Annotated in this window: 22 protein-coding genes; 20 read left to right on the forward strand and 2 right to left on the reverse strand. The window is 48.4% G+C overall.

Annotated elements, in window-relative coordinates; all coding sequences use genetic code 11:
* Window positions 1–16 precede the first annotated feature (16 nt).
* Genes GKG43_RS01660 through GKG43_RS23540 form a run of 7 tightly spaced genes read left to right on the forward strand, consistent with a single transcriptional unit; the run spans window position 17 to window position 7,388 of the window.
* The gene (locus GKG43_RS01660; RefSeq protein ID WP_242857584.1) at window positions 17–2,458 is read left to right on the forward strand and encodes a U32 family peptidase; all 2,442 of its coding nucleotides are present in this window, start codon (window positions 17–19) and stop codon (window positions 2,456–2,458) included.
* Window positions 2,459–2,472: 14 nt separating this feature from the next.
* Window positions 2,473–3,900 carry an FtsW/RodA/SpoVE family cell cycle protein gene (locus GKG43_RS01665; protein ID WP_055153247.1) on the forward strand — a complete coding sequence of 476 codons (1,428 nt, stop codon included), beginning with the start codon at window positions 2,473–2,475 and terminating at the stop codon, window positions 3,898–3,900.
* Entirely contained in the window at window positions 3,782–5,287 is a 1,506-nt protein-coding gene (locus GKG43_RS01670) for a penicillin-binding transpeptidase domain-containing protein (protein WP_330377637.1), read from the forward strand. The genes GKG43_RS01665 and GKG43_RS01670 overlap by 119 nt, the downstream gene beginning before the upstream one ends.
* Window positions 5,288–5,305: 18 nt before the next feature.
* Window positions 5,306–5,650: a hypothetical protein gene (locus GKG43_RS01675; RefSeq protein ID WP_050642343.1), complete on the forward strand. Its 345-nt coding sequence runs from the start codon at window positions 5,306–5,308 to the stop codon at window positions 5,648–5,650.
* A 6-nt stretch (window positions 5,651–5,656) separates the two neighbouring features.
* Window positions 5,657–6,754, forward strand: a complete 1,098-nt coding sequence (locus GKG43_RS01680) for a DUF2953 domain-containing protein (RefSeq protein WP_055153245.1) — start codon at window positions 5,657–5,659, stop codon at window positions 6,752–6,754.
* A gap of 35 nt (window positions 6,755–6,789) precedes the next feature.
* Entirely contained in the window at window positions 6,790–7,203 is a 414-nt protein-coding gene (locus tag GKG43_RS01685) for a GerW family sporulation protein (RefSeq protein WP_050642341.1), read from the forward strand.
* 50 nt (window positions 7,204–7,253) lie between these two features.
* On the forward strand, window positions 7,254–7,388 hold the full coding sequence (locus tag GKG43_RS23540; RefSeq protein ID WP_255350423.1) for a hypothetical protein: 135 nt from the start codon (window positions 7,254–7,256) through the stop codon (window positions 7,386–7,388).
* 911 nt (window positions 7,389–8,299) lie between these two features.
* On the opposite strand, the gene rpmB is transcribed toward GKG43_RS23540, so the two are convergent.
* Entirely contained in the window at window positions 8,300–8,485 is a 186-nt protein-coding gene (rpmB, locus tag GKG43_RS01690) for a 50S ribosomal protein L28 (protein WP_009320597.1), read from the reverse strand.
* A gap of 228 nt (window positions 8,486–8,713) precedes the next feature.
* Here rpmB and GKG43_RS01695 point away from each other — a divergent pair, with 228 nt between their 5' ends.
* From GKG43_RS01695 to GKG43_RS01730, 8 genes are all read left to right on the forward strand, one after another.
* Window positions 8,714–9,319 (forward strand): cytidylate kinase-like family protein, encoded by a 606-nt coding sequence (locus GKG43_RS01695; RefSeq protein ID WP_050642340.1) that lies wholly within the window; start codon window positions 8,714–8,716, stop codon window positions 9,317–9,319.
* 74 nt (window positions 9,320–9,393) lie between these two features.
* Window positions 9,394–9,753, forward strand: coding sequence for an Asp23/Gls24 family envelope stress response protein (locus GKG43_RS01700; RefSeq protein WP_050642790.1), 360 nt, complete (start codon window positions 9,394–9,396; stop codon window positions 9,751–9,753).
* Between the two features lie 14 nt (window positions 9,754–9,767).
* Window positions 9,768–11,432, forward strand: coding sequence for a DAK2 domain-containing protein (locus tag GKG43_RS01705; protein WP_050642339.1), 1,665 nt, complete (start codon window positions 9,768–9,770; stop codon window positions 11,430–11,432).
* Window positions 11,433–11,537: 105 nt separating this feature from the next.
* Window positions 11,538–13,598 carry an ATP-dependent DNA helicase RecG gene (recG, locus tag GKG43_RS01710; RefSeq protein WP_129878417.1) on the forward strand — a complete coding sequence of 687 codons (2,061 nt, stop codon included), beginning with the start codon at window positions 11,538–11,540 and terminating at the stop codon, window positions 13,596–13,598.
* Window positions 13,599–13,763: 165 nt separating this feature from the next.
* Complete coding sequence (locus tag GKG43_RS01715) at window positions 13,764–13,970, forward strand: alpha/beta-type small acid-soluble spore protein (protein ID WP_025657508.1); 207 nt, start codon at window positions 13,764–13,766, stop codon at window positions 13,968–13,970.
* Between the two features lie 230 nt (window positions 13,971–14,200).
* The gene (gene rsmD / locus GKG43_RS01720) at window positions 14,201–14,770 is read left to right on the forward strand and encodes a 16S rRNA (guanine(966)-N(2))-methyltransferase RsmD (RefSeq protein WP_050642337.1); all 570 of its coding nucleotides are present in this window, start codon (window positions 14,201–14,203) and stop codon (window positions 14,768–14,770) included.
* Window positions 14,764–15,255: a pantetheine-phosphate adenylyltransferase gene (gene coaD / locus GKG43_RS01725; protein WP_025657506.1), complete on the forward strand. Its 492-nt coding sequence runs from the start codon at window positions 14,764–14,766 to the stop codon at window positions 15,253–15,255. Before rsmD ends, coaD begins: the two co-directional genes overlap by 7 nt.
* A 2-nt stretch (window positions 15,256–15,257) precedes the next feature.
* Complete coding sequence (locus GKG43_RS01730) at window positions 15,258–15,848, forward strand: hypothetical protein (protein WP_050642336.1); 591 nt, start codon at window positions 15,258–15,260, stop codon at window positions 15,846–15,848.
* Here the strand turns inward: GKG43_RS01730 and GKG43_RS01735 are convergent.
* Window positions 15,834–16,763 carry a hypothetical protein gene (locus GKG43_RS01735; protein ID WP_055153271.1) on the reverse strand — a complete coding sequence of 310 codons (930 nt, stop codon included), beginning with the start codon at window positions 16,761–16,763 and terminating at the stop codon, window positions 15,834–15,836. The two genes, GKG43_RS01730 and GKG43_RS01735, sit on opposite strands and share 15 nt — an antisense overlap.
* A 192-nt stretch (window positions 16,764–16,955) precedes the next feature.
* On the opposite strand from GKG43_RS01735, the gene GKG43_RS01740 reads away from it, so the two are divergent.
* The 5 genes from GKG43_RS01740 (at window position 16,956) to GKG43_RS01760 (ending at window position 22,964) form a co-directional block, all read left to right on the forward strand.
* Window positions 16,956–18,398: an aminoacyl-histidine dipeptidase gene (locus GKG43_RS01740; protein WP_055153237.1), complete on the forward strand. Its 1,443-nt coding sequence runs from the start codon at window positions 16,956–16,958 to the stop codon at window positions 18,396–18,398.
* A gap of 57 nt (window positions 18,399–18,455) precedes the next feature.
* Entirely contained in the window at window positions 18,456–19,292 is an 837-nt protein-coding gene (locus tag GKG43_RS01745; RefSeq protein ID WP_167702496.1) for a M23 family metallopeptidase, read from the forward strand.
* Window positions 19,293–20,166: 874 nt separating this feature from the next.
* The gene (locus GKG43_RS01750; RefSeq protein ID WP_055153232.1) at window positions 20,167–21,567 is read left to right on the forward strand and encodes an RsmF rRNA methyltransferase first C-terminal domain-containing protein; all 1,401 of its coding nucleotides are present in this window, start codon (window positions 20,167–20,169) and stop codon (window positions 21,565–21,567) included.
* Between the two features lie 21 nt (window positions 21,568–21,588).
* Complete coding sequence (locus GKG43_RS01755) at window positions 21,589–22,296, forward strand: pseudouridine synthase (protein WP_055153230.1); 708 nt, start codon at window positions 21,589–21,591, stop codon at window positions 22,294–22,296.
* Entirely contained in the window at window positions 22,290–22,964 is a 675-nt protein-coding gene (locus GKG43_RS01760) for an HAD family phosphatase (protein WP_055153228.1), read from the forward strand. The genes GKG43_RS01755 and GKG43_RS01760 overlap by 7 nt, the downstream gene beginning before the upstream one ends.
* The last annotated feature ends 2 nt before the right edge of the window (window positions 22,965–22,966 follow it).

The following is a 22,966-nucleotide window of genomic DNA, read 5'->3' on the forward strand; positions in this document are numbered from 1 at the left end:
AGGCGGAGGAACATCATTGACACAGGACAGAAAAGGAAGCAATAAAATAGAGATACTGGCGCCGGCGGGTTCTTACGGGAGCTTTATGGCGGCTGTAACGGCAGGGGCGGATGCAGTATATGCAGGCGGCCCTCGTTTTGGTGCAAGGGCTTTTGCGGATAATTTTACGGAGGAGCAGCTCCTTTCTGCCATTGATTATGCACATTTTCATGGCAGAAAGTTCTATCTGACAGTGAATACTCTTTTAAAGGATGCCGAGCTTGAAGAACTGTACGAATATCTGGACCCGCTTTACCGGCAGGGGCTGGATGCAGTGATTGTACAGGATATAGGCGTGCTTTCATTTGTTAGAGAGCATTTTCCGGGAATGGATATCCACGCCAGTACACAGATGACGGTTACAAATACAGAGGGTGCTCTGTTTTTAAAAGAGCAGGGTGCGGCACGTGTTGTGCCTGCAAGAGAGCTTGCTCTGGAAGAAGTGCGCGATATTGTAGAACAGACCGGCCTTGAGATGGAGTGTTTTGTCCATGGGGCGCTCTGTTACTGCTACTCTGGGCAGTGCCTGCTGAGCAGCCTGATTGGAGGACGCAGCGGAAACAGAGGGCAGTGTGCGCAGCCGTGCAGGCTTCCCTATACTGTGAATGAAAAAAAAGAGTACACTCTGAGTTTGAAGGATATCTGCACGCTGGAATTGATACCGGAATTGGTGGATGCGGGGATCGATTCCTTCAAGATCGAGGGGAGAATGAAAAAACCGGAGTACGTAGCGCTTGTTACGGCCATGTACCGCAAATATACGGACATGTATCTCCAAAATGGCAGGGAGGGTTTTGCTGTCGCTCCCGGGGATCTGGAGATGCTGATGGATATCTATAACCGGGGAGGCTTCAGTCAGGGATATTACAGGCAGCATAACGGACGGAATATGCTTTCTCCGGATCGTCCGAACCATGCCGGTGTGCCCGCAGTGCGGGTCATTGCGCAAAAAGGGCGTGAGATTGCAGTGGAGGCGCTGACGGATATTCACAAAGGAGATATTCTGGAGCTGGAAGGCGAAAACGCCGGAGAGAGCGGCAGGACTTTGGAAGCCAAAGCCGATGCGGACCGGCAGAAATGGTACACTTTTGGAACGGCGGTTCCGGCAGGCGGCAGATCGAAGATTCTGGTACCGCGCAAAATGACAATGAAAAAGGGAATTATATTATGCCGGATCCGAAACCTTGAGTTGCTGGAGTGTATACAAAAAAGATATATAGACAGAACTGCGCAGGAGACCATACGCGGAAGTTTTCGGGCTGCCGTTCAGGAGCCTGCGGTTTTGACGCTAGAGTTCCGGGGGATCACGGTTTCGGCGGAGACAGAAGAGCGGACGGAAGCTGCTAAGAACCAGCCGTTGGATGAAGAGAGAATCAAGAAGCAGCTTATGAAGACCGGAAATACTGAATTTGTTTTCGAATCCCTGGAAGTTACAACGGACGGCCCTGTATTTCTGCCAATGCAGAGACTGAATGAACTCAGACGCAGGGCGCTGGAATATTTGGAAGAGGCTATTTGTAATCAATATAGAAGAAACGGCTGTATACCGGAACAAGGTCGGGAAATGCTGGATCCTAAACGAACGGCGGGGGAAAAGAAGGTACCTTATCTCTCCGTATTAGCGGAATCGGAAGAACAGACTGAAGCGGCAGTCGCGTGTCCGGAAGTCTTCCGGATTTACCTGGAAAGTAGTTCTGAGACGGATTTTATAAAAAATGGCATTTATAAAAGAATCTCCCGGGAGGCAAAAGGGCAGGGGAAAGAGCTGTTTCTTGCAATGCCTCATATATTCAGAGAAACGGCGGTGTCCTATTATACGGAAAATATGGGGATACTGGCGGAGTTTGACGGATTTTTAGTCCGCAATTATGAAAGTTTTCATTTCCTGCGGAAACATGGATTTGACAAGAAGATCATATTGGACCATAATCTATATGTATTCAATCAGTCCGCGAAGGAGTTCTGGAGCAGCTGCGGCGTAGAGAGCATTACGGCGCCGGTGGAATTAAACAGGGCGGAGCTGGAGCGGCTGGGGATCGAAGAAGCCGAGCTTTTGGTCTATGGACGGCTGCCGGTCATGGTGTCTGCACAATGTATCGCAAAAAGCACGTCGGGATGTACGAATACCCCCGGCATCACGGTGATCAAAGACAGATATCAGAAAGAATTTCCTGTAAATAGATGCTGCAGATTCTGTTATAATGTAATGTACAATACAAAGCCGGTCTTTCTTCTGGATCTAAAGGAAGAGATCTGCGGGCTCTCTCCGGCAGGGCTGCGGCTCATGTTTACACAGGAGAGCGGGCAGGAAGCCCGGATGATCCTGGATATGTACAGAGACATTTATCGCAGAGGCAGGCAGGTCCGTACAGAGGGTATGGCTTTTACCAGAGGACATTTTAAACGAGGAATAACATAAAAGCAGGTGAAAAAGTGGTTAATATTGTAGTAGAATTATCGAAGTATATTATGATTATACTGATGGCAGTGTATACATTTTCCTGTTTTTCCATATTCGCGCAAGTGTATGAGGAAGACAAAAAATGGATATTAATCAGACAGAATGTACTGATGTTCCTGATTCAATTTACTGCCTACCTTGTCATGTATCTGCAGACGAAGGAAAAGAAGCTGATCTTTTTCTACGGGGCACAGGTCGTGCTTTTGATCGCAGTACTTGTACTTTACCGGGTGCTTTATCCGAAAGTATCCCGGCTGATTGTCAATAATATGTGTATGCTGCTGAGTATCGGTTTCATCATGATTACGAGACTGACATATGCGAAGGCTGTGAAGCAGTTTGTCTTTGCCGTGGTGGGCACGGTCATTGGGCTGTTTGTGCCGGTGCTGATACGAAAACTGAAGTTTTTAAAGGACTGGACTTATATCTATGCCGGTGTTGGGATTCTGGCCCTGGGTGCGGTTGCTGTGCTGGGGCAGCTCTCCGACGGCGCAAAGCTGGGATTCACCATTGCGGGATTCGGAATCCAGCCCTCGGAATTCGTAAAGATTTTATTTGTATTTTATGTGGCGGCAAGTCTGAATAAGTCTACGGAGTTTAAGAATGTGGTGATCACGACGGCTGTGGCCGGGCTGCATGTGCTGATTCTGGTTCTGTCTACGGACCTGGGCGCCGCCCTGATTATGTTTGTGGTGTATCTGGTTATGCTTTATGTAGCAACAAGGCAGCCTCTTTATGCGCTGGCCGGGATCGGAGGAGGCAGTGCAGCCGCGGTGCTGGCATACCACCTTTTTTATCATATCCAGGTCAGGGTCTCTGCCTGGAAGGATCCCTTTGCTTCATACAGTGAGGGGGGATACCAGGTCGCGCAGTCCCTGTTTGCAATCGGGACGGGAAGCTGGTTCGGCATGGGCCTGTACCAGGGGCTTCCGGACAGCATCCCCGTAGCGGAGGAGGATTTTATATTCTCAGCCATCTCAGAAGAAATGGGGCTGATATTTGCCTTGTGTCTTGTACTGGTGTGTGTCAGCTGTTATGTGATGTTCCTGAACATTGCTATGGCGATCCATAATCAGTTCTATAAACTGATCGCTCTGGGCCTTGGAACCTGCTATATTTTCCAGGTGTTCCTTACAATCGGAGGTGTGACTAAGTTCATCCCTTCCACGGGAGTTACGCTGCCCCTGATCAGCTATGGAGGAAGTTCCATGCTGAGCACAATGATTATGTTTGGAATCATACAGGGCCTGTATATTTTAAGAGAAGACGAGGAAGAGATTATTGAGAAGAGAAGAGAGAGAGAATTACGAAGAAGTGAACAGCCAGGAAAGGCGCCGCGGAAAAAACAGCCGGGCAAAAAACCAGCGTTCGAAGAAGTTCCGAAACAAAGAGTTCGCTAGAGTCACGTACTTGTTTGTCGCTCTGTTTCTTGCCTTAATGGCTTATATGGTATATTTTAATATCGTTCGTGCCAAGACTATTGTAAACAGCCCGTATAATGAGCGGCAGGACGCATTTGCGGACCGCGTAATCCGCGGAAATATTGTGGATAAAAACGGAAATGTGCTGGCGGAGACGAATGTGGCGGAGGACGGGACGGAAGTGCGCAATTACCCTTATGGCGCGGCTTTTGCCCATGTCGTTGGGTACAGCTTTCCGTCAACCGGGAAGAGCGGGCTGGAATCCATTGAGAACTTTGAACTGCTCACCTCGAATGCTTTTTTTCCGCAGAAGCTGATGAATGAATTCAAAGACGAAAAGAATATGGGAGACACCGTAGTCACAACCCTTGACGCAGATCTCCAGCAGGCGGCTTACAATGCACTTGGCGGCAATAAGGGGGCCGTGGTGGTGATGGAGGCAAGCACAGGGAAGATCCTGACCATGGTATCCGGGCCCACTTATGATCCCAACAGCGTGGAGGCTAACTGGGAAGCGCTGAATGCAGACGACAGTGAAAGTCCGCTGCTGAACCGCGCTACACAGGGACAGTATGCGCCGGGGTCCACATTTAAAGTGGTGACCGCGCTGGAATACATCAGGGAGCACAGTGATTATGCCAATTACAGCTACGACTGTGCCGGTGAGATTACCGCAGAGGGAGTTACGATCCACTGCTTTGACAGTACGGTGCACGGCCTGCAGGATCTGAGAAGTTCCATGGCCAATTCCTGCAATTCTTCTTTTGCAAATATCGGCCTTTCTCTGAACAAGACGTCTTACAGGGAAACTGCGGAGGAACTTCTATTTAATAAGAAGCTTCCGTCTGTTCTGGATTACTCGAAAGGGTCTTTCAGAATTAATGAGAATTCCAGCGGTGCGGAAATGATGATGACCGCCATGGGGCAGGGCGAGACACTGGTCAGCCCATACCATATGGCATTGATTACTGCAGCAATTGCAAACGGCGGCACACTGATGGAACCATATCTTGTGGAGAAGGTAACCAATGCAAACGGAGCAGAAATCAGGAAAAATGTTCCGAAGAGCTATAAAAGACTGATGACTTCCGATGAGGCATCTCAGTTAAAGGATTATATGAAGGCCGTTGTAGACGAGGGCACGGCAACGATGCTGAGCGGCCAGTCCTACACAGCTGCCGGAAAGACAGGAACGGCAGAATACAGCATGGATGACGGGGAGAAGACGCACTCCTGGTTCATCGGTTTTACAAATGTAGACAATCCGGAACTGGTGATCAGCGTGATCATCGAAGGATATGACGGAAATGCGGGGGCAAAGGCAGTGCCGATTGCCAAGCAGATACTGGATTCTTATTACTATTAAAGCCAGGTGGTGAAGAGTATGCAAATGACATTTTACTGTGACTTATATGTCAGTGAGGACCTGGAGGATAAAAAGGAGAAGGTCATGCAGAAGCTGGAAAGCAACAGCCTGCAGCCTTCCGTCTATGTCATCACGCTTTCGCAGGGGGAGCAGAATCATCTGGAATTTTATTCTTCCCTGCTGTACAAACAGCATATCTATGAAAATACGCCCGTATTTGTCGTGGGGATTGCGAAAGGATATGATGATGCCCTCTATCTGGTGGAGGCGATTGCAGAAGATATCTATAAAAAGACCAATGATCTGGATATACGGGGCTATATCCGGAGGCGCCAAAAAGAATATGAGGAAGGCAGAGTGTAAAAGCGGATGTTACATATAATCCTTTTGATTCTGAAAATTATAGGATGGATATTGCTTGCAATACTGGGATTACTGGTATTGCTGATTTGCATTGTCTTTTTTGTGCCTCTGCGTTACCGGGCGGAGGGGAGGTGCAGGGGAACCCTGGACTCTCTCTATGGGAAGATCCGGTTTTCGTGGTTTATGCATCTTGTGAGCGGCAGTGCCGTCTATGATGGGGGAAAGCTCATGTGGACAGTACGGATCGCCTGGAAGAAGCTGCATGGGGGCGTGGAAGAAGACTGGGAAGAGGCACACGAGCCCGCCAGGCCTGGGAAACATACCGAAGAGGAAGATCTGAAAGCGCTGGAAGAGCTGATGGACAATGGCGCACAGCAGTGGCCGGAAGAGCAGAAGGACGAGAACATAGTGGAAGAGAAGCCCCCGGATGCGAAACGTTCGGATCAGGAGCAGAAGGAAGGGCATTTACAGGAAAAATATAGAGAAGAAGATCCAGCGGAGGAAAACAATCTGGAAAAACTGCTCAGGGAAGAGATGCGTGATTCGGAAAAGGAAAATGAGAAGTATTCAGACAATGAGCACTCCCCGTCCGGTGATGAAAAAACAGAGGCAGAAAAAGAAAGCATTGCTTCCAAAGTTGAGAAAAAATATGAGAAAAGCGTAAAATGGTTACAGAAAATTTATCATAAGATAAAATATACATTTAAGAAGATTTGTGATACCATAAGGTCATTGCTGGAGAAGAAGGACACACTGCTGGAGTTCATAGAGGACGAGATCCACAGATCCGCATTCTTCACGGCACTCAAAGAACTGCGGCGGCTGCTGCGCTGTTTGAAGCCGAAGCGGCTGGAGGCAGATATCCATTTTGGATTTGAGGATCCAAGCATAACGGGAAAGGTGCTCGGCCTCATCAGTATGATATATCCGTTTCTGGGAAAACATACAAATATTCAGCCGGATTTTGAACACAGGGTACTGGAAGGGGACATTGCAATTTCCGGCAAACTGCGCGTTCTCTATGTGGTGGTTGTGGGATGGAATCTTATATGGAACAAAAACGTGCGCACCACATTCAGGCATATCAGAAAATTTGAACTGTAACAAAATAAGTATGAAAGATTAAGGAGGATTCAGGCATGGCAGAAGGAAGTAATTTTAAGGAGACTGTGGAGGCGTTATTTCAGGGAATGGACAATGTTGTGACATCCAAGACAGTAGTGGGGGATGCGATCCACATCAACGATACCATTATCCTCCCGCTGGTGGATGTATCGTTCGGACTGGGCGCCGGTTATTTTAACGGTGATAAAAAAGGTAGAGGCACAGGCGGAATGGGCGGCAAGATCACCCCAAGCGCGGTTCTTGTCATCAAAAACGGGACAACCAAGCTGGTCAACATCAAGAACCAGGATACCATCACCAAGCTTCTGGATATGGTACCGGACATGGTAGACAAGTTCACAACGAAAAAAGAAGACAAAGTGACCGAGGATGATGTCATGGACATCCTGAATTCCGAAGATTCCACCGAAAATGATGCACAAATTTAAAATCCGGGCATAAAATAATACCAAACCACCTGCCGGAAGCGGGACAGATTATGAAAAAAGTAATAGGGTTTGCATTACTCTGGTTTGCAATAGGAATGTTCGTCATGCTGGCACTGCCCAACGCAATCGGACTGCTGGTCACATTCATATGTCTGGCGGCAGGATATAAATTGTTTTGTGGGTAGGGACGCTGAGGGAGAGTCGGGACTGGTTTCCGGCGGGGCTGTATATGCCGTTTGGATGCCCGCGCCACTTGATAAGAAGCAGTAACAGAGAAAATGTGGGGAATAGAGGTACTTGCCGCAGTTGGCCCGAATGCCGATGCATTCGCGCCGCCGGCGGCAACAGGATTTGATTTGGAAAATCAAATCCTGCCCTCTATTCCCCACATTTTCTCTGCAACTGCTTCTAATCGCGTTCTGAGGGCGTCCAAACGGCATATACAGTCCCGCCGGAAACCAGTCCCGACTCCCCCTCAGCTTGGCGCATCCGGCCGGGACGGACGGGGGCGGCGTATTTGACCTGACGGCGCGGAAGTATCTATGCATAAGGAATTGTTGAAAATTGGTGCCACAGGCGATTAATCTTACATACAGGTAGTTAAAGGTATGGAGCATTTCATAACAACTATCTCCAGCCATATTAACCATTCCCCCCAGCTCAATCCGCCGCCACCGCAGGTACCTCCCCCATTTTTACGCTTTTTCTACCGTCCGGATGCGCCTAGCCTGTGCAAGGAGGGGAAGATGCGGCTGGGAACAGGGAATGCTCTTTCTGAATGCGTAAAATGCGCGTTAGAACGGCTTAATGAAAAACCTGCTGTATTTTGAGGATGAAATCGGCTCACAAAGCCGATTTCAAGGAGACCTGAGCTGCACAATCATCAAGATTGTGCAGTGAATGTCTCCGGTGCCTCAAAATACAGCAGGTTTTTCATTTAGCCGTTCTTAGCAAATGACCCGTATACAGAAAGAGCATTCCCTGTTCCCAGCCGCATCTTCCCCTCCTTGCACAGGCGCCCCCATCCAGACGCTAAAAAACCGCAAAAAAAGTACCCACTTCAAAGTGAGTACCCCCGTGTCGTTTGATGTTCAGATTAAGCACGTTCTACGCGTCCTGATTTTAAGCAGGAAGTACAAACGTACATTTTTTTAGATCCGCCTTCTGTTTTAACTCTAACGGATTTCACATTTGATTTCCACATCTTTGGTGTTTTTCTATGAGAGTGGCTTACATTGTTTCCGAAGTGAGCACCCTTTTCACAAATAGCACATTTAGCCATCATTGCACCTCCTAACAATCTGAAATAGTCCTTACAGACTCACAACACTGTTATTTTAGCAGAAAGAATTTCTAAAAGCAAGCATTTTTTTGAATTTATGGAAGTAAAATGAAAAAAGAAGGCGGTTTTTCTTTTTGGGTTCCCATAATTTCGAATTCATGTTAAAATTGACATAGAATTTAAATAAGAAAATGAAGCCTTCAAACCGGGCGGAAAGTGGGGAATACTATGGGCAGACGGGTGATTACGATTGGCAGGCAGTACGGAAGCAACGGGCATGATATTGCAAAAAAATTATCTCAGAGGCTCGGGATTCATTATTATGATAAAGAGTTGATTAAGATAGCCGGAGAGAGGCAGCACATTTCCTATGAAGAACTGCTTAAGGTTGATGAGAAGAGAGCGAATCCGTGGAGATATCCGGTGGAGGACGAGGTGCAGATGGAGAGGAAGTTCCGCTTTGAACCTATGAATGATGTTCTTTTCTATACCCAGGCGGAGATCATCAAAGGGCTTGCGGAGAAGGAAGACTGTATCATCGTGGGAAGATGCGCCGACGATATACTGAAAGGTACAAAAGGGAGCAGAAGCGTCTTTATACATGCGCCATTTGAAAAGCGCGTTGAGAGAATTATGGAGCGTGCCTCCATTGACGAGCGTGAGGCCGCCGCCCTTATAAAAAAGATTGACAAACAGCGCAGATATTATTATAACTACTTTACGGACAAAAAGTGGGAAGATATGACCCAATACGATATCTGTCTGGACAGCGGAAGCATACCGGAGGAGCAGATTCTGGATGTTTTGGCAGCACTTTATGAATCTATATTGTAAATTTGTGATAAAGAGAGTATAATACCTGTGTTGATTATGCGAAAAATCCATTCGAGAACTGGAGGTTATATATGATGAAGGGTAGCATGAGTACGGATCTTGGAATTATTACGATCAATCCCGATGTAATTGCCAAGTATGCAGGCTCCGTGGCGGTTGAGTGTTTCGGGATCGTCGGGATGGCTGCGGTTAATATGAAAGACGGCTTTGTCAGGCTGTTAAAAAAAGAAAGCCTGACTCACGGAATTCACGTGGAGCTTTCTGATGATAATGTACTGGAACTAGGTTTTCACGTGATTGTTGCATATGGAGTGAACATTCTTTCAGTCTCTGACAATCTGATGAACAATGTAAAGTATAAGGTAGAGGAATTTACCGGCATGACCGTAGATAAAATAAACATCTTCGTCGAAGGTGTCAGAGTGATTGATTAAGGAGGATACTCGTCGTGGCAACAAAAACGATAAATACAGAGCTGCTAACCAGGATGTTTTTGGCAGGGGCAGCAAATCTGGAGGCTAAAAAGGAATTTATAAACGAACTGAATGTATTTCCGGTACCGGACGGTGACACGGGGACGAACATGACACTTACGATTATGTCGGCGGCCAAAGAAGTCAGTGCGCTGGAACAGCCGGATATGCTGTCCGTATCAAAAGCAATCTCCTCAGGATCCCTCCGCGGGGCCAGAGGAAATTCAGGAGTAATCCTGTCACAGCTTCTCAGAGGTTTTACAAAAGAGATACGTGAATACAAAGAGATCGACGTACAGGTTCTTGCCCAGGCATGTGACCGTGCCCGCGCTACGGCATATAAGGCGGTTATGAAGCCGAAAGAGGGAACCATACTTACGGTAGCAAAGGGCATTGCCCAGAAGGCGGCAGAGATGGCAGAGACGACAGATGATCTGGAAGTTTTTATTCCCGAAGTTCTGAAACATGCGGAATATGTGCTCTCAAAGACTCCCGATATGCTTCCGGTGCTGAAGGATGCCGGCGTAGTAGATTCCGGCGGACAAGGTCTGGTAGAAGTATTGAACGGTGCATACGACGCTTTCCAGGGAAAAGAGATTGATTACAGCGCCATCGAGGCAAGTTCAGGTACAAGTATGGTGAGGCCCGGGGCACAGGCGGAGGCAGATATCAAGTTTGGATACTGCACCGAGTTTATTATTATGACTTCAAAGCCATTTTCTGAGACAAATGAGACGGAGTTTAAGGCTTATCTGGAATCCATCGGCGATTCCATTGTGTGTGTTGCGGACGAGGACATTGTAAAGATCCATGTACACACGAATGATCCTGGGCTGGCGATCCAGAAGGCGCTCACCTATGGACAGCTGTCACGCATGAAGATTGATAACATGCGCGAGGAACACCAGGAGAAGCTGATCAAGGACGCCGAAAAGCAGGCGGCTGAGCAGAAAAAAGCGGTTAAAAAGCCGGAAACCAGAAAAAAAGTCGGTTTCATTGCAGTATCTATCGGAGAGGGAATGAATGAGATATTCAGAGAACTCGGGGTAGATTATATTATTGAAGGCGGACAGACGATGAATCCGAGCACGGAGGATATGCTGACAGCGATAGATGCGGTGAATGCGGATCATATTTTCATCCTTCCGAATAATAAGAACATTATCCTGGCGGCCAATCAGGCGCAGTCCCTGACCAAAGACAAGGATATCCTGGTTATTCCGACGAAGACTGTTCCGCAGGGAATCACGGCGGTAATCAATTACATGCCTGAGGCCGATATTGATACCAATGCCGAGAACATGAATGAAGAGATCAAAAATGTTAAGAGCGGACAGATCACATATGCTGTCCGGGATACCCATATTGATGACAAAGAGATCCATGAAGGCGATATCATGGGAATCGGCGACGCAGGGATCCTTGCAGTAGGACAGTCTGTAGAAGGCGTGGCAAAAGAGATGCTCACCTCACTGGTAGACGAGGATACGGAGCTGATCAGCCTGTATTACGGACAGGATGTCCTGGAGGCGGATGCCGTCCGCTTTGCACAGGAGATTGAGGAATTGTATCCGGATGCGGACGTGGATGCACATTTTGGCGGACAGCCGATATATTACTATGTATTATCCGTAGAGTAGAACAGATCATTGCAGATAAGGCGGGCCAGTTTCCCAGAAGGGAAGCTGACCCGTTTCGAACTCAATCCTGTTTTGTAATTGTCCGATGGGAGAATAAAAAGACCTATGAATGAAAATTCTAAAATAAGCACACTAAAAGGAATCGGTGAGAAGACGCAGGCCCTTTTTGAGAAGGCAGGCATACGGACAATCGGGGATCTGCTGCGGTATTATCCGCGCGGCTACGATGTCTATGATGAGCCGGTCCCGGTCGGAGAGGCAGAAGAAGGCAGGACGGTAACTGTTACCGGCGCCATATTTGGAAGAGTGCAGCTTGGGGGAAGCAAAAAAATGCAGGTGACGACGCTTTATGTCAAGGACCTGACAGGCACTTTAAAAGTGATCTGGTTTCGGATGCCTTTTCTAAAAAATACGCTGTCCAGGGGCGGGATTATCACTCTGCGCGGCCGTGTTGTCAGAAAAAGGGATGGACTGGTTATGGAGCACCCTGAGATCTTTTACCCGAGTGCAAAATACGAGGAAAAGAGAAATACTTTACAGCCGGTGTATCCGCTGACCAGCGGGCTTACAAACAATGCAGTAAAAAAGGCCGTGATGCAGGCCATGCAGTACCTGGATCTGAGGCAGGAGTTTCTGCCGGAGGACATCCGCATGAAGTACCATCTGGCGGAATATAATTACGCCGTCCGCGGCGTTCATTTTCCGGAGACAAAAGAAGAATTCTATCATGCCAGGGAGCGCCTTGTATTTGAAGAATTCCTGATTTTCATCCTTTCCCTTAAAAATCTGAAGGTGCGGGAGGACAAGGCGGCAAATGGATTTGTATTTGCAGAGCGGCCGGAGATCGATCAGTTTTTGGCGTCTCTTCCATATGAATTGACGAATGCACAGCAAAAGGTCTGGGGTGAAATAAAACGGGATATGTCAGGCCCCAATGTTATGTCCAGGCTTGTCCAGGGGGACGTCGGCTCGGGCAAGACAATCGTCGCACTGCTGGGCCTGATGTATGCAGGGCTGAATGGTTTCCAGGGGGCTATGATGGCGCCTACGGAGGTGCTGGCAAAGCAGCATTACGAAAATATTACCTCCATGTTCAGACAATACCACATCCCATTGCATGCCGAGCTGCTGACAGGCTCAATGACTGCAAAAGAGAAGCGGGAGGCCTACGAAAGAATAGCCTCAGGAGAGTCGGACATCATCGTAGGAACCCACGCGCTGATCCAGGAGAAGGCAGTATACCATAATCTGGCCCTGGTAGTGACCGATGAACAGCACCGTTTCGGGGTAAAGCAGAGGGAAATGCTGGCGGGGAAGGGAAAGATGCCGCACATTCTGGTCATGAGCGCCACGCCGATTCCGCGCACGCTGGCGATCATCCTGTACGGAGATCTGGATATTTCTGTGATCGATGAGCTGCCCAGCAACCGGCTGCCAATTAAAAACTGCGTGGTGGACACCGGATACCGCAATACGGCTTATCGTTTTATGCAAAAGCAGGTGGAAGCGGGCCGTCAGTGCTATGTGATCTGCCCCATGGTGGAAGAAAGCGAGAACCTGGAGGCGGAAAATGTGATAGACTATACAGAGCTGCTGAGGGAAGCGCTGGGGAACAGAATTGAAATCTCTTTTCTGCACGGCAAGATGAAGCAGGCCGAAAAAGATGAGATCATGGAAGCATTCGGAAAAAATGAGATCCAGATTCTGGTTTCTACAACAGTCATCGAGGTCGGTATTGATGTGCCGAACGCTACGGTGATGTTGATTGAAAATGCGGAACGGTTCGGGCTTGCCCAGCTGCATCAGTTGCGCGGGCGTGTGGGGCGGGGAAAATATCAGTCCTACTGCATTTTCATGAGTGCCTCAAAATCAAAAGAAACGAAAGAAAGACTGGAGATTCTGAATAAATCAAATGACGGGTTTTTTATTGCGTCAGAAGATCTGAGGCTCAGAGGACCGGGCGATCTGTTTGGAATCCGACAGAGCGGTCTCTTAGATTTTGCTCTGGGGGATGTGTTCCAGGATGCTAAAATTCTACAGAGAGCAAATGAAGCCGCACAGGAACTTTTAGAAAAAGATCCGGAGCTTACAGAGGAAAACCATGCAAAAATGAAGGTCCATTTAAACAAATACATGTCCGAAGTGATGTTAGAGACCACCCTTTAAGCCCGTAAAACCGCTGTTTTATACTGATTTACAAAAATCGTTAAAGAAGGCAGGAACTTCCAGTGTAAAAGATAAAAACCTCCATATACTATGGTTGTAACACACAACAGTGTTATAAAAAAAATCTGAAAAAGTAACAGAAGTTACGAGAAGGAGGAAATTATCATGGCAAGTCGTTCATCTAATCGAGCAGCCGTACCAGAGGCTAAAAGTGCACTGGACAAATTCAAATATGAGGTAGCCAGCGAGCTGGGAGTACCGCTTACAGACGGTTACAATGGAGATTTAACTTCTAAGCAGAATGGTTCTGTTGGTGGTTATATGGTTAAGAAAATGATCGAACAGCAGGAAAGACAGATGGCTGGTAAATAAGCAAATTTCGTAAGAAAAAGCACTTAGGATTGACCTAAGTGCTTTTTTCTGCTAAAATTCTGCATAGTTAGAAGATTTTAAAAGCTCAGACAGGTCTGCGCATTTACGGCACAGACCGTACGAAAACGCTGCGATGGAGGCATCCAGCCCATCGCAAAGCGATTTTAATGGCTGGATGCGTAACAGTTCAGGCTTGTCTGAACTGTTTCAGAAGAATGAGGGTGTTGTTTATGAGAGTGATTGCAGGAAGTGCCAAAAGGATACAATTAAAGACATTGGACGGTCTGGACACACGGCCAACGACGGACAGGATTAAAGAAACTTTATTCAATATGATTGCGCCGACCATCTATGACAGCGTATTTCTGGATTTGTTCGGCGGAAGCGGAGGCATTGGCATCGAGGCTCTGAGCCGGGGCGCCAGGGAAGCTGTTTTTGTCGAGAATAACCCAAAAGCAATGGCATGCATTAAAGAGAATCTCAAAAATACAAGGCTGGAGGCAAAGGCGCTCACGCTCACAAGAGATGTCATGGCGGCGCTCTATCAGCTGGAAGGCGATAAGGTATTCGACTTCATATATATGGATCCGCCCTATGACAGAGAGCTGGAGAAACGGGTGCTGGAATATCTCGCCGGATCCGAACTGGTGTATGAGGATACCGTCATCATCGTGGAGGCCTCAAGAGAAACAGATTTTTCCTATCTTGAAGGCCTGGGATTTTCTATGCTCAAAGAGAAAGAGTATAAAACGAACAAACATGTCTTCATTGAAAAGGCCGGAAAGGAAGAAATATGTTAAGAGCTATTTACCCGGGGAGCTTTGACCCTGTTACATACGGGCATTTGGATATTATCAAAAGATCCTGTAAAATCGTCGATGAATTAATTGTCGGAGTGCTGAATAATAATGCGAAAATGCCGTTGTTTTCTGCAGAAGAACGTGTTAAAATGTTAGAGGAAGTAACAAAAGACTTGACAAATGTCAAAATTGTCCTGTTTAATGGACTATTGATTGATTTTGCAAGACAACAGGGGGCAGATGTCGTAATCCGCGGTTTACGTGCGATTACCGATTTTGAATATGAGTTGCAGATGTCCCAGACGAATCATAAGCTGGAACCGAGCGTCGAGACGATGTTCCTGACGACGAGTATTGAATATTCTTACCTGAGTTCCACTACCGTGAAAGAGATCGCAGCTTTTGGGGGAGACGTATCACAATTTGTGCCGGAAGCTGTGTCATCGGAGCTGGAGAAAAAGATGAACGCAAAAAGGAGAGTGTAACTATGAGCAGCCGCATTGAGCAGATTATTGAGGAGATCGAAGAGTACATTGACAGGGATTGTAAGTTCCAGCCATTGTCCACTACGAAGATCATCGTAAATAAGGAACATCTGGACGAGTTATTGCGCGAACTCAGAATGAAGACACCAGATGAGATTAAAAGATATCAAAAGATTATCAGCAACCGCGATGCGATCCTGGCAGATGCCCAGGCGAAAGCGGACGCTATGATAGAAGAAGCACAGGTACAGACAACAGAGCTGGTCAGCGAGCATGAGATCATGCAGCAGGCTTACTCCCAGGCGAATGAGATTGTAACACAGGCAACCGCACAGGCCCAGGAGATTATCGACAATGCAACAGCAGACGCCAATGCAATACGCATCGGGGCCATCCAGTATACGGATGATCTGCTGGCCAACGCCGAGAGCATAATCGGACATACACTGGACAGCTACACCACCAAGTATGACGGTCTGATTAATTCCCTTCAGGAATGTTATGATGTGGTTCGTACCAACCGTGCGGAACTGGAAGTGCCTGTCGACGATGACGGCCAGTATATTCCACAGGATGGATTAGATGATCTGTAAATAAAGAACAGCAATCAGGCTGGTCACCCCCGCGGTGGCCAGCTTTTCTAATGTATAGGGGATGACGGAGAGTGAGGTCTTCTGTATCATGCACTGTGTCTGTGCAGCGGCGCATATGCCTCCAAAGGAGGTCAGTGCCAGAATTGCAGGATACTGAATCGTAAAAGGCAGTGTGGATTTCCCGATCAGGGCGATCCCATTCGTAACCTCCAGTGCCGGCAGTATCATCCGGACTGGAGCCGGCTGCCAGGGTGCGGACTGTACGAGAGCCAGTATCACGGAAAAGAGAATGATGTATCCGCCGACCTTTGTAATGGTTTCAAAGCTGTCCATGATACAGGTATCCACAATGCGAAATCCCCAGTCTGTTTTGCTTTGGCCGGTCTTTTTCAACGCCGGAAAGTTTTTTTGCCCGTGCAGATAGAATCTTCTGAAGGGAATGCTCATCAGTATAGGCGTGCCCAAAAGAATCAGAAGTGAGGGGAGAAGATATTCTTCCCTGCCAAGCGTTTTCCAGACGATAAAGTTCAGGATAAACACCGGACTGGTATTATTACAGAAAGACAAAAGGTACCGGCCTTCATCCTCTGTGACATAGCCTGTTGTAATCAGGTCGGCGGTTACTTTCGCCCCCATGGGGTATCCACAGAGAAAACCAACAATAATAGCAAAACTTCCGCTTTCAGATACTTTAAATATGCGGCACAAAACCTTGCCGAATGCCCTGGATATGTAATGGATACTGTCGGTGCAGAGCAGGAGGTTGGTGATGATGATAAAGGGAAACAGGGTCGGCAAAATGATTTGAAACCAGAGAAGGAGCCCCTCACTGGCTCCGTTAAATACCGCCTTGGGAGAGATGAGCATGAGAGCAAAAAGGATCACAATCCCGATTCCGGCCAGGTTATGTTTCATAAGAGTTACTCCTTGCAGATCAGCCAGATAAATGTTATTAAAGATATATGAAACGGGTTGATTTTTTATGCCCTCTGTGACAAAATGATAACAGTTCAGAACCATCTGAACTGCCATACAAATGAGAACAATCCAGCTGTTCAAAACGGAACAGTTATAACATAACAGCCATATAGGAAGGGGAATATAACAATGCCGATATTAAATGAACTGGAACCAGTGGAAGTGTTTCACTATTTTGAGGAACTGAGCCGGATACCGAGGGGAACTTTCAATACAAAAGCAGTCAGTGATTACTGCATGGCATTTGCGGCAGAGAGAGGGCTGGAGGCCATTCAGGACGAATTGAATAATGTCATCATCAAAAAGCCCGGAACAAAAGGATATGAGGAGAGTGAACCGGTCATCATCCAGGGGCATCTGGATATGGTATGTGAAAAAGCAGAGAATTCGGATCATGATTTCACAAAAGACCCGCTGGATCTCTATGTAGAGGATGGGTTTGTAAGGGCGCGGGATACCACCTTGGGGGCTGACGACGGAATTGCCGTGGCTATCGCACTTGCACTGCTGGACAGCAGTGACATCCCGCATCCTCCGCTGGAAGCTGTCTTTACGGTGGATGAGGAAGTGGGAATGGGCGGAGCAGAAGGGATTGACCTTACGCCGCTGAAAGGAAAGATGCTTCTGAATCTGGATTCAGAGGACGAAGATACAATTATAGCAGGATGTGCCGGTGGTTTAACTTTCCGCTTGGATCTGCCTGTCGGCAGGAAAAAGGCTGCAGGCAGCTGCCTTGATGTTACCATCCATGGGCTGAAAGGCGGGCACTCAGGCGTGGAGATTGACCAGCAGCGCGGCAACGCCAACAAACTGGCCGGACGTCTTTTAAACAGGCTGAACCAGAATATGGACATTGCCCTTGCTGAGATTCAGGGCGGTGCAAAGGACAACGTCATCACCTCTGTCAGCAAATTCACCATCGTTGTGCAGGACAGCGTAAAAGCAGAACTGATCATCGAGAACATGCTGAATACCTGGAGGCAGGAATTCGGCGCAGATGAGCCAGGGCTTGATATCTCAGTTATTAAGACAGAACATGAGGAGAAATCCGTTTTTTCCGATGCGGACAAAAACAAGGTCATCTTTTTCCTGAACAACTGCCAGAATGGAGTGTACGGGTTCAGCAGGTCTTTAAAAGGCCTGGTAGAGACGTCCGACAATCTGGGTGTTGTGAAGACCGGGGAGAGCCAGATTTCTTTTATTCTGCTGATCCGAAGTTCTGTTTCTTCCAGATTGGAGGAACTTAAGGAGGCTTTGACAGGCTGGGCAGAATTCCTTGGAGGCACTTACGAGATTACCGGTTCTTATCCGGCATGGATGTACAAAGAAGATTCCAGAATCCGTCCGATTGTGGCCGGGGTATTCGAGAAGGTCTACGGAAAAAAGCCGGAGATAGCTACCATACATGCAGGACTGGAATGCGGCCTGCTGTCCGGGAAAAAGCCGGAACTGGACTGTGTATCCTTCGGCCCCAGAATGTTTGACATCCATTCCGTCCACGAGCGGCTGGACATTGCCTCAACCTGGCGGATGTGGAATATAATCAAAGAAATCCTGAAAGAATGCAAATAGGACATTCTTCTGCTCATATATTAAAGAGAGTACGTGTGCAGAGGAACATCTGAAAAGTTGAAAAGAAAAAGATTGCACAACTATATCCTTCTGAATCTGCTTCTGGCATTTTTCCTGGCAGTGGGCATTCATGAACTTCTCATACAGGGAGGTTACGCCCGGCTGAATGAAAATACAGCTGCCGGAGACGGTTTCAGAAGGCAGTCCCTCAATGAGGAGATGCTGAACTACATACAGAATACAAAAGACCCGGGAGAAAACCTGGGCCTTTATTGGCTGGAGACAGATTTCGGGACAGACCCGTTGAAGAAAACCCCCGATCCGGAGCTGTTCTCCGAACTCAAAAAGCGATGGGCCAGCCGCCCGGGCTGGGAAGAATACATCGCACAGTGCAGGGGAATCTGGAACGACGTCAAGTATTTCCCGGTGCCTGCACCCACCGGTAAAACGGAGGCTGGAGTATCCTTTGTAGATTCCTGGATGTACGAGCGCAATTACGGCGGCAAGCGCGGTCATGAGGGAACCGACATCATGGCAGACAAGAATGAGAGAGGCCTGTATCCGGTTGTCAGCATGACAGACGGAGTAGTGCGCCACAAAGGCTGGCTGGAACAAGGAGGATGGCGCCTTGGCATCGTGGCTCCGGGCGGCACCTATTTCTACTACGCCCACCTGGATTCCTATGCGGACATAGAAGAAGGGGATACCATACAGGCCGGGGACCTGCTGGGCTACATGGGAGACACCGGCTACAGCAAAACCGAAGGAACAACAGGAAACTTTCCGGTTCATCTGCATGTGGGAATCTATCTGTTCCATAACGACGAGGAAATCAGCGTCAATCCGTACTGGGTGCTGCGCTATCTCGAACCCCACAAACTAAAGTATTCTTAGCTCACGGGCTTTAGCCCCGGGAGCGGATGGGGGACGCCGGGCGTGGAATGGGATGGGGACGCATGGGGATGGGGCAGACGAAAGACGGCTCAAGGTACCTGTCATTTCAAAATACGGACACGGGACTAAGAAATTCTAGGAGGGAAGCAGCCATGAAAATGGGGCACAGCTGACACATCACGAGAAATCCTGATGATTTCTCGCGCTGGGTCAGCAGCTTCTGTGATTCGGAATCACAGAAGCTCCCCATTTTCATGGCTGCTTCCCTCCAAGAATTTCTAAGTTCCGTTTTAGCATTTTTGAAATGACAGGTACCCCCTTGAGCCGTCTTTCGTCTGCCCCATCCCCGTGCGTCCCCATCCCATTCCACGCCCGGCTGGTTCATCCGGCCGGAAGAAAAGAGGCCCGTAACCTGGTTGGGAGAATAGACGGGGGAGGCGGATGGAACTGCCTGCGCGGGTTCCCTACCGTTTGGATGCAACAGCAAATGACGAGGCGGGGACGGCTCATGGCGGGGCAGTGTCTGCTGGTGGAAAGTCCATAAAGCAAGCGTTAGAAGCTGTTGAAGAAAACGGAACGGAAAGGGAGGGCAGAATTTGCCTTACCAGGCAGATTCTGGTGCCGCCTGCGGCGCGAATGCATCGGCATTCGGGCCAAATGCGGCACGTACCTCCCTTTCCGTTCCGTTTTCTTCTACAGCTTCTTAGCGAAGTGTCAGGACATTTCACCAGCAGACATTGCCCCGCCATGAGCCGTCCCCGCCTCGTCATTTGCGTCCCCCTCATCCCAAAAAGTCTCCCCCCCCATTCCCACATTTAGCTCTAGTCCTACAGGGGGATTTATGATATAATCAGTTTCATGTGGAGGATTTGATATGAACTTACCGAAAGCATTTGAAGAGAAAATGAAAGGTCTTCTGGGGGACGAATATGACGCCTACCTGGAGTGCTTTGATGAGCCGCGCCACTATGGGCTGCGTGTGAATACAAATAAGATCAGTGTGGAACAGTTTTTGAAGATTGCTCCCTGGCCGCTTGAGCCGATTCCGTGGATTTCCAACGGATTTTATTATGATGGGGAACAGGTACAGCCCGCAAAACATCCTTATTACTTTGCGGGGCTGTATTATCTGCAGGAGCCGAGCGCTATGACGCCTGCCAGCCGCCTGCCGGTGGAACCGGGGGAACGGGTGCTGGATGTCTGTGCAGCGCCGGGCGGGAAGGCTACGGAACTGGGGGCTAAGCTTAAGGGAGAAGGTGTCCTGATCGCCAATGATATCAGCAATTCCAGGGCAAAAGGGCTTTTGAAGAACCTGGAACTGTTTGGAATCGGCAATATGCTGGTGCTGAGCGAAGAACCTGGAAAACTGACCGAATATTTTCCGGAGTATTTTGATAAAATTCTGATTGACGCTCCCTGTTCAGGGGAGGGCATGTTCCGCAAAGATAAAAAGATGGTGAAGGCATGGGAGGAGCATGGTCCTGAATTTTTTTCCAAACTCCAGAGGAGTATTATCACGCAGGCGGCTGCTATGCTCAAGCCGGGCGGGATGCTTCTGTACTCGACCTGCACTTTCGATGCCTCGGAAAATGAGCAGTCGATAGAGTATCTGATTTCTCAGTATCCGGAATTTGCGGTCTGCCCGATTGAACCCTATGACGGGTTCACACAAGGCATGCCGGAGGTAACAGAGGGCGGCAATCCCGGACTTGCAGAAACCGTGCGGATATTCCCGCACAGGATGAAGGGGGAAGGGCATTATCTTGCACTGCTGAAAAAAGCACATTCTCCTGAACTTGAGGAGAATGGGAACAGACAGAAATGCATGTCAGGACAGGGAAAGGGCAGAAAACTGCCGGAGGAACTGGCGGAATTTCTGCAGGATACGACCTGGGAGCTGGATCCTTCCCGGCTGGATATACATGGGGAGAGGATTTATTATATGCCGGACGGGCTTCCTGAGCTGAGAGGTGTCAGGTTCCTGCGTTCGGGACTGCTTCTGGGAGAGCTGAAGAAGAACCGGTTTGAACCCAGTCAAGCGCTGGCTATGTGCCTGAAAAAGCAGGAGTATCAAAAGATTCTCGATTTCCCGCTGGAGGATGACAGGGTGATTAAGTATCTGAAAGGCGATACCCTGGATGTGGAGGATATGGCTGCCTTAAAAGAGAAAGGCTGGTACCTGGTATGTGTGGACGGTTATCCGCTTGGATTCGGCAAGCTGGCGAATCAGACACTGAAGAATAAATATCTGCCGGGCTGGCGGTGGATGTCTTAAAACCGTGGAATGGGATAAGTTATGAAGTTAAGATTAGATAAGTATCTGGCAGATATGGGGCTTGGAACCCGCAGTGAAGTGAAGAAGGCGATTACAAGGGGCCTGACGGAAGTGAACGGCGCGGTTGTAAAAAAGCCGGAGTGCAAAGTGGACACGGAGACGGATGAGATCCGGTATCAGGGAAGGCCTGTGGGTTATATTGCATATGAGTATTATATGCTGAATAAGCCGGCAGGGGTTATTTCTGCCACGGAGGATCCGAGGCAACGGACGGTTATTGATCTGATAACAAGCAGGCAAAGAGACGATCTGTTTCCGGTGGGACGCCTGGACAAGGATACAGAAGGGCTGCTTCTGATTACAAACGATGGTGCGCTGGCGCACAGGCTGCTTTCACCAAAAAAGCATGTGGATAAGGTTTATTATGCACGGATACAGGGCGTGGTGACAGCGGCGGATGCGGAAGCATTTGCCGTGGGTCTTGATATTGGAGATGAGAAAAGAACCCTGCCGGCAAAGCTGGATATACTGGAATCGGGAGAGATATCGAAGATTCGGGTGACGATTCGGGAGGGCAGGTTTCATCAGGTGAAACGGATGTTCCAGGCTGTCGGAAAAGAAGTGATCTATCTGAAAAGGCTGCAGATGGGCAGCCTGAAGCTGGATGAGAACCTGGAAACCGGTGCATACAGAGAATTGACAAAGGAAGAGTTGGAAGCATTATGTTAGAAAATAAAAAAGCGGTCATTTTTGACCTGGACGGGTCTCTGGTGGATTCCATGTGGATTTGGCCGGAGGTGGACGTGCAGTATATGGATAAATATAATCTTACGGTGCCTGCGAATTTTCAGAAGGCGATCGAGGGAATGAGCTACACGGAGACGGCACAGTATTTTCTGGATACTTTTCCCGGTCTTACCTGCACCCTGGATGATGTGCGGCGGGAGTGGATGGAGATGACATTCGGGTTGTATACAACGAAGGTGCCCTTGAAGCCCGGGGCAGGGGAATTTCTGGAACATCTCCGCTCGCTGGGGATCCGGATGGGGATTGCCACGAGCAATGCCAGGGAACTGGTGGACGCGACTTTGAAGGCGCTTCATATCGAACACTACTTTTCTTCCGTGCGCACTTCCTGCGAGGTGGCGGCCGGAAAACCTGCTCCGGATGTCTATCTGAAAGTGGCAGAAGATCTGAAGGTGCGGCCGGAGACCTGTCTGGTGTTCGAGGATGTCCCGAGGGGAATCGAGGCGGGAAAGAATGCGGGCATGTCTGTCTGCGCCGTGGATGATGATTTTTCGCGGCAGGATGAGGCGGAGAAGAAGAAACTGGCGGATTATTTTATCCGCGATTATTATGATATTAAGAATCATACCTATGAAATATGTGGAGTATAAAT

The sequence above is a fragment of the Eubacterium sp. BIOML-A2 genome, assembly GCF_009680135.1.
GTDB classification, from domain to species: Bacteria; Bacillota; Clostridia; order Lachnospirales; family Lachnospiraceae; genus Faecalicatena; species Faecalicatena contortus_B.

Coding starts and splice junctions, on each gene's coding strand:
- GKG43_RS01675 (WP_050642343.1), top strand. CDS start 5,306: ATGCAAATGACATTTTACTGTGACTTATATGTCAGTGAGGACCTGGAG.
- GKG43_RS01680 (WP_055153245.1), top strand. CDS start 5,657: ATGTTACATATAATCCTTTTGATTCTGAAAATTATAGGATGGATATTG.
- GKG43_RS01685 (WP_050642341.1), top strand. CDS start 6,790: ATGGCAGAAGGAAGTAATTTTAAGGAGACTGTGGAGGCGTTATTTCAG.
- GKG43_RS23540 (WP_255350423.1), top strand. CDS start 7,254: ATGAAAAAAGTAATAGGGTTTGCATTACTCTGGTTTGCAATAGGAATG.
- rpmB (WP_009320597.1), bottom strand. CDS start 8,485: ATGGCTAAATGTGCTATTTGTGAAAAGGGTGCTCACTTCGGAAACAAT.
- GKG43_RS01695 (WP_050642340.1), top strand. CDS start 8,714: ATGGGCAGACGGGTGATTACGATTGGCAGGCAGTACGGAAGCAACGGG.
- GKG43_RS01700 (WP_050642790.1), top strand. CDS start 9,394: ATGAAGGGTAGCATGAGTACGGATCTTGGAATTATTACGATCAATCCC.
- recG (WP_129878417.1), top strand. CDS start 11,538: ATGAATGAAAATTCTAAAATAAGCACACTAAAAGGAATCGGTGAGAAG.
- GKG43_RS01715 (WP_025657508.1), top strand. CDS start 13,764: ATGGCAAGTCGTTCATCTAATCGAGCAGCCGTACCAGAGGCTAAAAGT.
- rsmD (WP_050642337.1), top strand. CDS start 14,201: ATGAGAGTGATTGCAGGAAGTGCCAAAAGGATACAATTAAAGACATTG.
- coaD (WP_025657506.1), top strand. CDS start 14,764: ATGTTAAGAGCTATTTACCCGGGGAGCTTTGACCCTGTTACATACGGG.
- GKG43_RS01730 (WP_050642336.1), top strand. CDS start 15,258: ATGAGCAGCCGCATTGAGCAGATTATTGAGGAGATCGAAGAGTACATT.
- GKG43_RS01735 (WP_055153271.1), bottom strand. CDS start 16,763: ATGAAACATAACCTGGCCGGAATCGGGATTGTGATCCTTTTTGCTCTC.
- GKG43_RS01740 (WP_055153237.1), top strand. CDS start 16,956: ATGCCGATATTAAATGAACTGGAACCAGTGGAAGTGTTTCACTATTTT.
- GKG43_RS01750 (WP_055153232.1), top strand. CDS start 20,167: ATGAACTTACCGAAAGCATTTGAAGAGAAAATGAAAGGTCTTCTGGGG.
- GKG43_RS01755 (WP_055153230.1), top strand. CDS start 21,589: ATGAAGTTAAGATTAGATAAGTATCTGGCAGATATGGGGCTTGGAACC.
- GKG43_RS01760 (WP_055153228.1), top strand. CDS start 22,290: ATGTTAGAAAATAAAAAAGCGGTCATTTTTGACCTGGACGGGTCTCTG.